Here is a 14,171-nt window from a genome sequence, read left to right on the forward strand (position 1 = left end):
ACCATAGCTCGGTCATTCCACCCACCTACTTTTGAAGCGAAATCATAATCAACAACAACAATTAAAAGTATACCAATGAAAAGGCTCTCCATTCTGTCCTTGTTATGCGCACTGACAAGTGTTACTCTAGCTCAATCCACCATTAGCGGCAAACTGGTAGACAGTGCCGAAAAATCCTCCATAGAATTTGCGAGTGTAGCGCTATATCAGCAGAGTGACAGCAGTCTAGTCACCGGAACAGTATCGAACACAGATGGTTCCTTTACCCTCTCCAAAATCAAAACAGGCCAATACTATCTCAACATACAGTTCATGGGTTTTCAGGGTAGGTTCGTCTCCGATCTTTCACTTTCCAGAAAAGAAGATATGGAATTGGGTGTCATCGAATTGACTCCCGACGACCAATTACTGCAGGAACTGGTGGTTTCAGGACAAAAAGTGACCACTATGCATAAGATAGATCGACAAGTCTATGAAGCTGACCAATTCCAGAGCAGCCAAGGCGGCACTGCCACCGATGTACTGCGCAATATGCCCTCCGTCAGCCTCAATACCGAAGGAGATATTTCTGTACGTGGCAGCACGGGCTTCGTCGTACTGCTCAATGGACAACCCGTACAGTCCAATCCCAAAATGCTGTTGAGCCAGCTGCCAGCCAACTCCATCCAAAACGTGGAAGTAATCACAGCCCCCTCTGCCAAGTACGATTCGGAAGGAAAATCTGGGATCATCAATATCGTGACCACTCAAAATGCGACAGACGGTCTCTTTGCGCAAGTCAATACCAAAATAGGTCTCCCCAGCATCGAATCCTACGACAACAAAGAAGCCGCTCAACGCTATGGAGCAGACTTTACGCTCAACTATCGCAAGAACAAATGGGACTTTGCGCTAGGAGCCGCCTATCTGCGAAACGACAAATCAGGTCGCAGAGAAGGAGATGTCTGGACAGAAATCGGTGACAAACGCACGGAATTCCCCTCTGATGGCGAAAGGAGCTTCGATGAAGAAAACTACTCTGGACGTCTAGCCATTGGCTTTCGTCCCGATGAAAACAACGACTTCAACGTTAGTTTTTATGGAGGAAAACGATCCAAAGACCGTACTGCCGACATCTACTACGACAACAAGACCTATCACCTGCCAGATGGCACCCAAACAGGTGCATTCGACTACTACAACGAAAATTTGAGAATTCGAACCAGTGACTTTGCCTTGGGAAGCTTTGACTATAGCCACCGCTTCGCCAACTCCTCCCAAATCAGTGTTTCGGCATTGTATGAATATACACTGCTAGGTGGGCCCACAACCAACCGCAACCTGGACAGCAACTGGCCAGAAAACCAGACGATCTACGATGATGAATACAACACCAACGACAACCCACTCTACGGTACCCGTTTCAATCTGGACTATGAATTTGCACCTTCGAAATGGGGACAATGGACTATTGGCTACCAGTTTAGAAATCTCGATCATCAGGGTGACTTCTACTATGAAGCTTACAACTTTGATAGCGACCAATGGGAGATGATACCTGAATACTCCAGCAACCTGAACCTAAAACGTAGCATTCACTCCGGCTATGTCAACCTGAGTGGCGAAAAAGGGAAATGGAATTATGGCATTGGCGTAAGGTCGGAGCTAATGGACAGACAGCTCGATTACCAAGGCCGTGAAGCAGGCGCACAAAAGGAAGTGCTGAACTACGACTATTTCCGCCTCTTCCCTTCGGCCAGTCTACAATATGCTATGAGTGAGGATTTAAAACTAAAAGCTGCCTACAGCAAACGAGTGGAGCGCACGACGACCTTCAAAATGAACCCTTTCAAAGAGAAGGAACACTCCGAAACGTTGGAGCAAGGAGACGCCAATCTCTTGCCCGAGTTTATCGATTTGGTAGAGTTAGGAGTGATCAAAGAATTCAATGACCACTCTGTTTTTGCTACGGCTTATTTTCGCCATACGCAAAATGTAATCAACCGAGTAAACACCGTAGATAGCGACACAGTGCTCAACCGTATCTACACCAACATAGGTACAGGACAAGCCATTGGGCTCGAAATAGGCAGTGACCTACAGCTAAACAAGTGGTGGAAACTCTACGCAGGAGGTAATATCTACAACTACCATATTGACGGTACTTTCAACAACGCAAATATCAATACGAGCGCCTGGCAGTACAACCTGAATGTGAACACAACATTTCAGCTCACCTCCACACTGGATCTGCAGTGGTCGCTCAACTATCTGTCGGAACGGGTGACAGCCCAAGGCAAGGACTCGCGCTACTATTCACCTAACCTGACACTGCGCAAAACCTTCCTAGACGACAGACTGACCACTACCCTACAGTGGATCAACATGGACATGGGGCTACTCGACACCAACGAGCAGCGCATCACCACATCCGGTAACTATATCGACCCGGCTGATAGTATCCAAAAGACCTTCTACACCACCACCAACTATGTCTATGAAGTAGACATGATCATGGTCAATATCAGTTTCAAATTCAACAAACTGAAAAACAAAGCGAAATTTGCCGAAAGTGAATTTGGAGACAAAGAGTTTTAGAGACGATCGTTTTATCTCCTAAAGAAAAAAATCAATATTGTTAGATCCCTAACCAGAGGAACAAAAATGCATAACTTTATTGGCCTCTGCCAAGGTTACGGTTTTACGTTGATAAACGTCCTCTCATGACAATGAATAACCAAGAGAAGGATGTTATATCCTATCCCGAAACGCATACACAGCTTGTTTATTTGTGGGGATAGAGGTCTGGAATCCCAAAGATTCAGGATAGCCAGCTAGTAACCATTAAAGGTTAATGAAAGTGATATTTATCAATGCAATTATATTTAGAATGAGGCAGAGGTTAATAATACAGAAGCATATGCTTAACGTCCTTTTTCTTTTGGTTAAAATTGATAGGAGCGAAAAAAATCAGTATAATCGAACATGGATAATGAAAAAATAATAGGTGACCTGCTACATGCTCATGGGCTTAAAAAAACGCCCATCCGTATGGAAATGCTTGACCTTTTTATGAACCATGACTTTGCGCTTTCGGCAAGTGATATTGTAGCTAAAATGAAAGCAAGACATGACCGAGTAACGGTATATCGAGCGCTGGCTTCTTTCGAAGAACATGGTATCTTACACAAAGCTTCTGAAGATGGACAAGGGGCAAAATATGCTCTTTGTGGTCATGATTGTCCTGATGAGACCCATGCTGATCAGCATGCCCACTTTGTTTGTGATGAATGTCATCATACCTATTGTCTGGAAGATGTAGAAGTTCCAGAGATAAAGATCTCTAGCGAGTTCTCAGTTAATCGAGTTAATTATACCCTCAGTGGTATCTGTAAGGAATGTAAAGTCTGATAAAGACCACCGGCCAACAATACTATTTGATTTCATAGGCACACTTTCATGTTGTGATGTAGCTTTGAAATGTCCGAATCTCATCTTTTAGTATAATCCAGAGCATTATTGCATAAATGACATTTTCGATGGCTAATGCATAATAAATTCCGTCTAGGGAGATAAAATTAGGCAAAATAAAAATCAAAGGAACGAATAAAAGTACCTGCCGTACAAGTGGGAGCAATGTGGCCTTTTTACCTTTTCCTATTGCCTGAAAAAAAATGATTGTACTCGTGGATATGGGTAAAAATGGCAGAGCGAGTAAAACCAGCCTTAGGTAATTCAGTTCATTATTGCTAATTGATTCATTAGGAACCATAAACCCCAGAAACTCTCTTGGGAATGTCACTACTGGTAGTAAAAGTAGACACATCAGAAGAATGCCGCCCCATCTGAACGTATTGATAGTATGAATGCACCTTTGCCAGTTGGCAGCTCCAAAATTCACCCCTATTACAGGCTGTAGAGATTGCAATAAGCCCATTCCTGGAATGGAAACGAAAGAGAATAGTCGAAAAACGGCACTAAACACAGCCAAATCATGGGCATTGCCGTACCATGTGACGGATCTAAAAACAATAAACTGACGAACCACATTGGACAATTGCATGACCAGTGTCGATGAGCCTACATTGATCACATCTGCGATAATGTCTTTTTCAATCCTAATGCGGAACTTCCCAGTATCGAAGTTAGCTTTCCCCTGGGTGAAATAGAAGGAAGTGAGTACGCTATATACCATCATACTGACAATACTGCTCGACGCTGCCCCCCTTACTCCCAAACCAACTGATTCTATAAATACCGGGGTTAGAATAATATTAAGAACCACAGCAATAACAGTATAAGTCATGGCCTGTCTGATTTTACCTTCTGAACGGATCAATCCATTGGCCGAAAGCCCGTAAATACTGAAAAATATCTCCAACACATAAACCTGCAGATAATCCACACCTGCCTGATACACCGCTCCTTCGACTCCCATCAACAAGACAGCTTCTTCTCCAAAAAACAACCCTGCCAACATAAGTATTACCGAAGAAAACAATGCAAGGGCGATCATATTAGGTATAACCATTCGTTGAACCTGTTGGTTACCAGCGCCAATCGCCCTGCTCAACACAGATGATGAACCTGCTGCAATAAATCCGGTTACACTGGTAACCACTAGTGTCAGTGGAAACAGTAGAGATACTCCAGCAAAAGCGTCTGCACTTACCAAATGACTTAAGTACACAGAATCCACCAAGGAATTGATAGACAACACCATCATACCCAAAATACCTGGCAATGAAAGCCTATGCATTAGTTTCCAGGGGCTATCCTTCAGCAAATCAGGCTCTCTTAACATCCTAAAACTGCTTCAAAAAAAGTAACCTTCCCAATCAACTGCTGTTGCTCAAAGGATTGCTCCAGCCCATTGATTTGAGTGTCATTAAACACCAAATAGATAAAAGACAAAGGGCGGTATTCCCAACTTCCACGAACGTTCCACCGGCCTTGCTCATCAAATGAATTGTATTGGTAAAAAGCAGAAAGTTGCAAACGTGGATTAAGTGCAAATCTTGCCCCAAAAGTGGCTAAGTGTGTATCCAAATCTTCCAACAATACACCTAAGTTATCCAAGTTGTTGTATTCATAATCAGCTGTAAATGCTACATGTGGAATAGGCGCATAACGCAACCCTCCATTCGCTGTTAAACGCTTGCCATTATAAAAACCACCCCAACCGAGTTTTCCTGATACTGATAATTTCCTTGATTGATCCGAATTGTAGTTGATCTGATGACGAGTATAATAATATTCGTCTTGAGCGATGAATATTCCTAAAGGGGCAAAATCGAAATTGATGTTTTGCCAGGTTGGGTAAATGGCATATTCAAAAAAGCTGCCATCCGTGAAGTACACGTAAATAGGAAATAAGTAAATACTGGCCTGCTGAAAATTAGTCGGATCGCTTGCGTCCTGATAATAGTTGAAAAAGGCTCCAGGATCAAAACGCCTGATCCAAGGTATACTTTTTGGCCGCCAGATGAAATAACCACCTGGGTTATGCCAGATTACATTTTTCTGAAAGACAAACCCCATATCTGGATTGTAATCTTCTGTGACGAAATTAGTTAGCCAGCCCAGGTAAAACTTATTGGTGTTATAGCCCGCAAATAGCTTTCCTGCTAGACCTAAGGTGTCATTGGAATTATCACGTGATCCTGATAATAAGTAGGAGAAGGTCAGTTCGCTTTTGGGACGGATCAACCCATCCACAGTCAAGGTTGTATTGTTGCTTTGTGTCACTCCCAGTTCTTCGGAAGCCTCATCTAGCCGATGAGTGAACATGATACCTACATTGTTTTCCTTTCCATAATTTTGAATATAACGACCTACGGCAAAACTTGCAGCTGGAGAGTTGGCGGTTTGAGCTTGGTGCATGTACAGCCCTGCCGTGGATCGGTCATCGTTTCGCATGGTATATCTTGCACCTCCATCGATCCGAGCGGGTTCTGCATTAAAATTGCCCTGTAAGCCAATGGTTCTGCTAAAAAAAGGGATAACCGAACGGTCAGCCGCCCCAGCCCAGATACCTGAGTTCTCTAAGAAAAATTGCCTCTTTTCAGGGAAATAGACGTTGAATCTTTCCAGATTATTGACAGCCTGATCCACATCAGCTTGTGCAAAATCAGTATTGAAAGTAAGATCTAAAACCGAGCGTGGATTGATCGCCCATTTGATATCTCCACCTAATTTCACATTATCATCCGAAATAGTTTCACCATTAATTTCAGTATCCTCATACTGATAAAGAAAATAGGGTTCTATCCTCACATTGGCACTCGGTTCGGGAACGGTGAGCCCTTTGAGTTGAGCGGCATACGTCATCCGATAGGGGGAAAAAGACTGAGGTATGGCAGGAAATACGGTTTGTTCATACTCCCTTCGAGCCAGACGTGTAAAGGTAATACCCCAGGTCACAGAGTCCGCTATTTCAGGTCGCTCGTATCGAATAGACTTGAAAGGAATGGCAAACTCTGCAAAGTAACCCGAGTCAGTCTGATGTGTCCGCACCGTCCAGAGCGCATTCCAATTGTCATCCGTATTGTTGTCATTGAAGTTTTGCATGTCCCGCTGATTGCCATAGGGAGTAGTTTGGAACGACACACAATATTGCTTTAGGTTTTGCGGATCCAACTGAATACCAAAAGCATCATTTTCTCCCCAAGAAAAATCCCTTCGCAAGTCTTGCACCCGAACACCCTTTTTGCCAAGAGAGTCGGTACAAAAAACGCCCACATACAGGTTTTTTTCATCATAAAGTAGCCTAACCTGGGTTTGATACTGATAGGCTACTCCCTGACGGGGTTCTATTCGATAAAAATCATGGGTTACTGGTGCTTTTTGCCAGGAATCCTCCATTAGTTCCCCATCCACTTTTATGTCTTCGCTGGTGCGAATGACACGTATTTCAGGAGGTTTTGTAGGAGGTGGAAAGTTTTCAACTTCTTGTGCTATCAGGTAATAGGCATGGATTATAAAAGTAAGCAATACTAATGCCTTTTTCATTGCTTGACCCCTTTACGCATTCTGAAAAAGCCTACTAAAAACACCAGCCCTGCCGCTATCAAAATTTTGCCCAAGCCAAACCAAATGATGTTCCCGCGATTTAGATCTTCGGACATCTCAAAAACAGGCAATTGCTCGTAATCTTCTAATAAAATTGGTCGGTCCCAGAACAGGCGCGTGAAGTAGAAGTCTGTGATTTTACCATGAAAATCCGCTAACGCATTCTGAAAATCAAGAAAAGTATTGAGGTCTGTTTGCGTTATCTCAGCCAAAATCTCCTGCATGTTTACTGCTGGGCTGAGCCATAGAAACTGTGATGTCCATTGATTCCTTTTCGCCACCTTGTCATTATAGTGATCCACTTCCTGTTGGCTGTTGATGTCTTTTAGTGTGGTAAAAGCCGCATAAGCTTTTGGGAGCATGTTGTTTTTCATTAAGCTATCACTCCCAGCCAGCTCTGGCTTGTGAGCAAGGAATTCCATAATTACTTCTTTGGACTCCTCTTCGTCATCCTCATTTTCGAGCCCAGTTCTGCGGGTGAGGCCAGCCAATGTTGCACTGCTCAAAGGGTACTTGACGGTAACAATCACATTGAGCACTGCTGGAACTACAATGAGCAATAACAACCAGCAACCAGCAGCGGAAATGGCATTGAAAGCCGAACCTTTCTTAAAGCTTATGATTAAAAACAGCAGCCCAAACCAAAAGGCACAATACAAAGTGGTCCCTATCACCCATGCGATGGATGGTAAGAAGTTTTCCTCTGTGAAAGGATTGCCTGATAAACATAGACCTAAGAGCGAAATGAATATAGCTAGTCCCGTGATCAGTACGAAATAAAATGCCAGGCGAACCAGCATGATTTTTCGGATGCTAACGGCCTGTATCTGTAAGAGTGCAAGCGTACCACTTTCCTTTTCAGAAGAAAACAAACCATAGCAAAAAGCGATGATCAGCAGCGGAAACAAATAAACCAGCAGGAAAGAGAGATCAAAATTGCCTGCTAGGAGGTTCACAGGATTGGCCAGTTCATTTTCAAACAGCTGATAATGCAAGCTCGTGCCCGTAAGGCGATAGTAGTACCGAAACAAATCACGCTGGCCGATCGCCAGTGGGGCATAATCGTGTGGAGGTAAAATAGCATGATAACCATGGCGATACCAAGCATACTCTGGACGGGAAGCTATATCATGTGTTTGCTCCTGCGTCTGGTTTTCCATTTCTGTAGTAAAACTGCCTTTGTATTGAGAAAACTCTTCTGTCTCCAGAGCAGTTACTGCGTTGATCGTTTCCCGCTGTGCATTGATTTCTGACTGTCCGTAGTATATCGCGTACAGACCAAAAAGAAAGGTAATGACGAGCAGGAGCAGCTGAAACTTATTGCGAACAAAAGTTTTCCACTCGTAGCGGATCAATGTTTGAATCTGTCTATTCATGGATTGGTTTCATTTTTCGGTTTGCAACATGTAAGAGTACCATTGTAAGCGCCATCCACAGCATCAGGGAGATTAGTTCCAATTTGTAGTAGCTGAGGAGCTGCCAGGTGGTAGGTGCTTGGTAAGAAAAGTCTTCGATTTCTCCCCACAAGTCGCTTCCTGCCTTGTAGCCATAGAATTCTCCATACTTAGAGTTTTCGGCCATGTCCTGATTCATTTTTCGTACCAGCTCTCTTCTATATCTCTCTACCTCTTCTTCAAAGTGGATAAAGGTGTGTGTATCTGTCCCTGATAGAGCCATGGAAAGGTGCTGTACAGCCAGATAGGGATTGAAGAGACTAGCGATGCTGCCCAACTGGTTTTGCTTATGAAAAATCTCACGAAGGTTATTTAGATGATAATCATAGACTTGGTCACCAAATTCTTCCCCTGCCTGCATGCTCACGCCTTCAAAATTGAATGGCAGCTGTTGCACCGAATCTACCCCGTATTTTTCCAGATACTCTTTTTTCAAATTGGCCATACGAACAGATCGGGGCGTTTTCCCATCCAGTCCGTTTCGCTTGGTTTCATCGATCTGTGCTTTAAACTCCCGCATGGAAGGTAGCGTATAAAAACTCTCACTGAGGTTAGCTACTGTTTTGGGCAAGAGAATGGCAAAAAATATCCAACAGGTAAGTAATGTAAGTAGCGCATTTCTCCCTGAGCCAGACCGTAGGGACACCCACACAGAAAAAGCGATAAAGAAACATAAATACAGACCATAGATCAGCACCAGCATGGCTACTCTGACTATTATATCTGGAATGACATCATAGCTCATGTGACTTACCGAAAGGAGTACCAAACCGAGCAAAAATGGTAGCAGGATCACTACCAGCATCACAGCATAAGCCAGTATTTTCCCCCAGGTCAATGTATTGAAAGATGTCCCCTGACTCATGAGCAGTTTGAGTGTTCCGCTTTCCCGCTCACGAGTGAAAGAAGCAAAAGCCAAGAAAATAATGAGCAAAGGAACGAGTACCTGCAACACTAACGCAGCACTTAGTTCGCCAAAACGGATCATACTGCTATGATCTTGGGCTGGACGAAACATAAATTCATGCTGATGATGCGCTTCCAAATAGACCGAGGTGCCAGTATAAGCATCTAAACCAAAATCGAACAGACTCAGAATGGTTTTGGGTTTAAATACAAAGGTGCCGTAGTGTGCAGCAATATGCGGATGTTTGTCACCTTGATTCAACCACTCTTGTCGCTTTTCAGTCTGGGTTTGGGTGATGATTTGCTGCTGCTGACGATATGAAATATATCCACCATACAAGGCTACTCCCAACAACAAAATAATAATTGCTCCTAGAGAAATAACGAGCCTTTCACGAATGGCTATCTTGATTTCCTTTTTGGCTATAAAAATTAGCTGATTCATAAACTACTTAATTGTGCATGTGCTTGAGGTAGAGTTTTTCCAAATCCTGAAAGCTGACATCATCCGAAGCAAACTGTTCGATCAGTATCCCTTCTTTCATAATCCCGATATGCGTGCCCGTATCTTTGGCACGGAAAAGGTCATGAGTGGCCATCAATGTGGCCACTCCTTTGTCCTTCATATCTAGTAAAAGTTCGGAAAACTCGTTGCTGGCTTTTGGATCAAGTCCTGATGTTGGCTCATCCAGTAGTAGTACACTGGCTTCACGAGCTCGTGCCAAAGCAATTCCCACTTTTTGGCGCATGCCTTTGGAGTAATTGCTCACACGCTTGTGCAGGAAGTTGGTCTGCAAACCTGATTGCTTGAGCAGTTCTTCCAAATGATCCTTGCTATAACTCTTGCCTCCCAAGCCACAGAAAAAATCCAAATTTTCCAGCCCCGTTAGGTTAGGATATAGCATCAGATTTTCGGGGATGTAGGACAGCAGCTTTTTGGTTGCTTTCCCGTGCTGCGTCACGTCCAGTGCGTTGATGGTGGCTTTACCCCCCGTAGGCTCAATGAAGTTAAGAAACAGGTTAATCGTGGTAGATTTCCCTGCCCCATTAGCCCCAAGCAGGCAAAATATATCGCCCTTTTTTACCGAAAGATTGAGGGCATTCAGCGCTGTGAATTTTCCGTACTTTTTCGTGAGTTCTGTGGCTTGTAGCATAATTAATTTAGTTTTTCCAGACCTGAGATATAACCACCTGTGGATACAAAAAGCTTGCTACTGGTATTGGTATTCGTGTCAAATTCGTACACCGCATTTTCATCATTTGTGGCAATAGTGAATAGCAGTTTCTGATCTTCCAATTCATGAACGATCATTGTTCTTGAACCATAGGTAGTAGGTAACCCTGGAACATTGCCAAGGCTTTCTGTAGCTTCAAGGTCAATTTCTACATACTTAAATTGGGGCTCGCCCGTGGCATATTCCCAAAAATCTGTTTCGTCCTGAACATTGGCGGTGAAAGTACGTCCGCTTGAAGTATGATAGATGCCATAGCAGATATTGCCTACTGCCTCTTCGAGATCAAAGAAATAATCTGGATCAAAATCGGTTTCACCACTTTTGATGCGTAATACCCCGCTGGGAGCTGCTCCTCCAGCATTTGTGGTCCCTAGGGTTTGAACATATATATTCCCATTAGCGTCCAATATCATTCCCGAATTGAGTGCTGGCCCGTTGAAAAACATACCAGTTCGGGTGTCTGATATTACTTTTTCTACTGTATTGGTGCTTAAATCAATGACCGCTACGTAGGCATTGTCGTTGACTGGCGCAAAATTATTTTCGTAGTGGATTCCCATAAAAAGCTTGCCGTCTCTCCCTATCATATCCATGTAATAAGTACGTGTAGCTTCTGGAAACTTTTGAGTTATAGCCGTTAGGGAAACTTCATCCGTAATCCGCATCGTAGAGGGATCGAATATGATAAGTTTTGAAATACCCCCAGCTACCGTGCCATATGCTACGGTTTCACTTTCGAAATAGAGTGTGGAAAAGGTATTCGCCCCGGGTACTACAATTCGTTCTTCTTCTTCAGGAACGCCATTGGTATTTATGCTGTATTTTATCAGGTTAGCAGGTGCACCTGATGGGATCGCATACACACTGCCTTCGTAAGAAACTGTACGAGCACTTCCTGTCAGTTCTATGGCATTTTCATTTCCCAAACTGGTAAAATCCAAAGATTCAACGCCCTGTATATAAGTGGTTTGATCAGGCCATGCCCCACTTACCGTGGAAATGGCAAAATCAACTTCCACGCTTGGTTTGGTATTTGGTTCGGGATCATCATTTTCACATCCAATGAATGACCATACAGATAATAAGGCTATAACCAATATACCTTTTTGATTGAGTAATTGCTTTTTCATTAATTCTAATTTTAGTGTAAATAAGTTCTAAGAGTGACATACAAAGCCCTGCCTGGACGCTGCACACTGAAGTTGTCAAATGCTTTCTGGTCAAAAAGATTTGTGGATTCGAGGCTGACGGAGAAGCGGTCAGCTGGAAGAGCGTATGAGACCCCAATGTTTTGAATGAATTGACTCGGTATGGTGTTTTTTAAATCTTTATTTCCATCTACTGCCCAATAGAGATAGAACTCATGTACATAGCTAGCAGACCACCACGCAGAGAATCGGCTATTTGTCCCAAGAAAATCGAACTTTTGATATCGGACTTCTCCATTGCCAAACAGATAGGGAATGTTTGGTAGTCGGGCGTCATAGTAGCGATTATCTACCGAACCAGTCACACTTCTCGATGATCTGTTTCGGATGTCCTGATAGGTAGCGTTTGCCTTTAGTCTGATAAAATCAAATGGTTGGTATTGAACCTCAACATCCAACCCTTTGACAAGTGCCTTTAATAGGTTTTGATATTGTGCGAAAAACTGAGAAGTCCGTAACCAGATGATGTTGTCAGTCAATCTGTAGAATGTATTCAATTCCACTTTTAACTTTTGGGTGTTGAATTGAAAGCCTAAATTGGCATTGTGGCTTTGCTCAGGGTTCAAAAACGGGTTGGGACGCACGAGGGTAAAATCACCAAACAACTCTGTCTCGTCAGGCAGGCGAGTGGCATATTCGTAGGAGGCTTTGGCTAGAAAATCTCTAAAAAATCGATAACGCAACGATTGGGAAACCCCAAAATTGGAGACTGTTTGCTTATTGGGCTGAAATTCCATGTTTTGAATGGCATACCCATCTGCCATCATATAGAAATGCTTGACGCCCGTGTAACTTACCAATGCAGTGGAGAAAGCATGTTCGTATGCCAGACCTGTGGCATTTTTAATCAAAGTTGTGGGGTTGGCATAAAAGTCCTCTCCATAAAATTCGGCGGCTATCGGATCTTTCCCATATCTATTGAACCGCGAGGAAAAAACATTAAGCGTGAACTGTCCCTTTTCCCAAGGATTGTGGTGAAGATTGAGCCTGCTTACAGCATTCCTAGAATGGAGACTCAAGAGGTTGCGCGATGTGGTAATCTCCCCTCCATCCGTTCGCCTATCATATATCTCGCCATCCCATGTATAGGCATTCAATGTGGTGTCCACAAAGTTCCCGCTAGTCATATTTACTCCCCCGTACCACTTGAGCGCTATACGAGGCAAGATTTCTTCCTTTTCATAATTAGCAGAAAAGCCCAATGTAGATTCGTCATAAGCAACCTGACCGTAGGGTTGTGCCATCACAGCATTGTGCTGAATATCATCATAAAGTCCTGAGTATCTGACACTAAAAACTAGCCTATCAGCATATTTTTTATCATAAACTCCAGCATATGCGTTGACTAAGTAGTTGGTAAACTGATCATGAAACCGTCTGACGGTAGCTGGCACAGGGTTACCATACTGATCAGGAATCTCTATGTCAACTTTATAATTATTATCTGAATGATTGTAGAACGAATTGACTCCTGCGATTAAATGATTTTCTGTGTTTACGTATTGGCCATTGAAGTTGACCTTATGTGTATTGAAAGAACCAAGGGAATAGGATGCATCCAGGTAATTGATATATTCCTTTCTCGATTTGATGTTAATTGCTCCCCCTAATGCATCAGCTCCCAGATCAACTGGTACTACGCCTTTGTACACTTCGATTTGTTCCATCAGGTTGACGGGTAAAACATTAAGCCCCAGTCCTGAACCATAGTAAGAAAGTGGAATTCCATCGAGAAAGAACTTTACCTGCTTGCCGGACATGCCGTTGATGTATACATCAGCACTACTACCAAACCCTCCCGTTTGTCTCACATTCACCCCCGAAATCTGCTTGATCACATCGCTGGTGTTGTTGCTTTGGGCATACAGTTTTTTTGTTTCAAGTACAGCGACACTTGCCACACTTTCATGCAGCTCTTGACTTTCTGATTTTGCCATGACAGTAACTTCATTCAATTGTGTTACCGCTTCTTTCAATGTGATATTGATGCTTATGGGTTTTCTATCCTTTATGGTAAAACGCTGATTATACTTCTGAAAGCCGATAAATGAGGCCGTGATTGTGTAATTACCTGATTTAAGATTTGGGAAAGTATAGTGCCCTACATGGTCAGTAACAGAGCCACGATTTAATTCATTGATTTGAACCGTTACACCAGGAAGTTTCTCCCCATGGGCGTCTATCACTATACCTGAAATCATAGCATCTTGTCCAAAACAAAGGCTTTGAAGAAGGGTGAGGGGAATTAATATATAAAGGCGATAGATCATACTCTTACAAAATGCAATATTGTTGCAAATATAGCGATTCGTTTCAAA

The 14,171-nt window shown here is 43.1% G+C and carries 9 protein-coding genes; 2 read left to right on the top strand and 7 right to left on the bottom strand.

Annotation, left to right across the window (positions count from 1 at the left end; all coding sequences use genetic code 11):
- Window positions 1–75 precede the first annotated feature (75 nt).
- On the top strand, window positions 76–2,577 hold the full coding sequence (locus BGP76_RS09430) for a TonB-dependent receptor domain-containing protein (protein ID WP_119844483.1): 2,502 nt from the start codon (window positions 76–78) through the stop codon (window positions 2,575–2,577).
- 387 nt (window positions 2,578–2,964) lie between these two features.
- Window positions 2,965–3,390 carry a Fur family transcriptional regulator gene (locus BGP76_RS09435; RefSeq protein WP_073124215.1) on the top strand — a complete coding sequence of 142 codons (426 nt, stop codon included), beginning with the start codon at window positions 2,965–2,967 and terminating at the stop codon, window positions 3,388–3,390.
- A gap of 46 nt (window positions 3,391–3,436) precedes the next feature.
- Here the strand turns inward: BGP76_RS09435 and BGP76_RS09440 are convergent, their stop codons facing one another.
- Genes BGP76_RS09440 through BGP76_RS09470 form a run of 7 tightly spaced genes read right to left on the bottom strand, consistent with a single transcriptional unit; the run spans window position 3,437 to window position 14,054 of the window.
- A complete protein-coding gene (locus BGP76_RS09440) occupies window positions 3,437–4,783 on the bottom strand; it encodes an MATE family efflux transporter (protein ID WP_119844484.1) in 1,347 nt (448 codons plus the stop codon).
- The gene (locus BGP76_RS09445) at window positions 4,777–6,990 is read right to left on the bottom strand and encodes a DUF5916 domain-containing protein (protein ID WP_119844485.1); all 2,214 of its coding nucleotides are present in this window, start codon (window positions 6,988–6,990) and stop codon (window positions 4,777–4,779) included. Before BGP76_RS09445 ends, BGP76_RS09440 begins: the two co-directional genes overlap by 7 nt.
- Window positions 6,987–8,426: a DUF3526 domain-containing protein gene (locus BGP76_RS09450; RefSeq protein ID WP_119844486.1), complete on the bottom strand. Its 1,440-nt coding sequence runs from the start codon at window positions 8,424–8,426 to the stop codon at window positions 6,987–6,989. The genes BGP76_RS09445 and BGP76_RS09450 overlap by 4 nt, the downstream gene beginning before the upstream one ends.
- Window positions 8,419–9,855: a DUF3526 domain-containing protein gene (locus BGP76_RS09455; RefSeq protein WP_119844487.1), complete on the bottom strand. Its 1,437-nt coding sequence runs from the start codon at window positions 9,853–9,855 to the stop codon at window positions 8,419–8,421. Before BGP76_RS09455 ends, BGP76_RS09450 begins: the two co-directional genes overlap by 8 nt.
- A 7-nt stretch (window positions 9,856–9,862) precedes the next feature.
- On the bottom strand, window positions 9,863–10,564 hold the full coding sequence (locus BGP76_RS09460) for an ABC transporter ATP-binding protein (RefSeq protein WP_073124204.1): 702 nt from the start codon (window positions 10,562–10,564) through the stop codon (window positions 9,863–9,865).
- A gap of 2 nt (window positions 10,565–10,566) precedes the next feature.
- The gene (locus BGP76_RS09465) at window positions 10,567–11,775 is read right to left on the bottom strand and encodes a DUF4374 domain-containing protein (RefSeq protein WP_119844488.1); all 1,209 of its coding nucleotides are present in this window, start codon (window positions 11,773–11,775) and stop codon (window positions 10,567–10,569) included.
- Between the two features lie 11 nt (window positions 11,776–11,786).
- Entirely contained in the window at window positions 11,787–14,054 is a 2,268-nt protein-coding gene (locus BGP76_RS09470; RefSeq protein ID WP_255416098.1) for a TonB-dependent receptor, read from the bottom strand.
- Between the last annotated feature and the right edge of the window lie 117 nt (window positions 14,055–14,171).

It is taken from the genome of Reichenbachiella sp. MSK19-1 (genome assembly GCF_003590315.1).
GTDB classification, from domain to species: Bacteria; Bacteroidota; Bacteroidia; order Cytophagales; family Cyclobacteriaceae; genus Reichenbachiella; species Reichenbachiella agariperforans.

What these genes read in the sequence shown, in the direction of transcription:
- BGP76_RS09440 (WP_119844484.1), bottom strand. Translation starts at nt 4,783, where the DNA reads ATGTTAAGAGAGCCTGATTTGCTGAAGGATAGCCCCTGGAAACTAATG.
- BGP76_RS09450 (WP_119844486.1), bottom strand. Translation starts at nt 8,426, where the DNA reads ATGAATAGACAGATTCAAACATTGATCCGCTACGAGTGGAAAACTTTT.
- BGP76_RS09470 (WP_255416098.1), bottom strand. Translation starts at nt 14,054, where the DNA reads ATGATTTCAGGTATAGTGATAGACGCCCATGGGGAGAAACTTCCTGGT.
- BGP76_RS09460 (WP_073124204.1), bottom strand. Translation starts at nt 10,564, where the DNA reads ATGCTACAAGCCACAGAACTCACGAAAAAGTACGGAAAATTCACAGCG.
- BGP76_RS09430 (WP_119844483.1), top strand. Translation starts at nt 76, where the DNA reads ATGAAAAGGCTCTCCATTCTGTCCTTGTTATGCGCACTGACAAGTGTT.
- BGP76_RS09465 (WP_119844488.1), bottom strand. Translation starts at nt 11,775, where the DNA reads ATGAAAAAGCAATTACTCAATCAAAAAGGTATATTGGTTATAGCCTTA.
- BGP76_RS09435 (WP_073124215.1), top strand. Translation starts at nt 2,965, where the DNA reads ATGGATAATGAAAAAATAATAGGTGACCTGCTACATGCTCATGGGCTT.
- BGP76_RS09455 (WP_119844487.1), bottom strand. Translation starts at nt 9,855, where the DNA reads ATGAATCAGCTAATTTTTATAGCCAAAAAGGAAATCAAGATAGCCATT.
- BGP76_RS09445 (WP_119844485.1), bottom strand. Translation starts at nt 6,990, where the DNA reads ATGAAAAAGGCATTAGTATTGCTTACTTTTATAATCCATGCCTATTAC.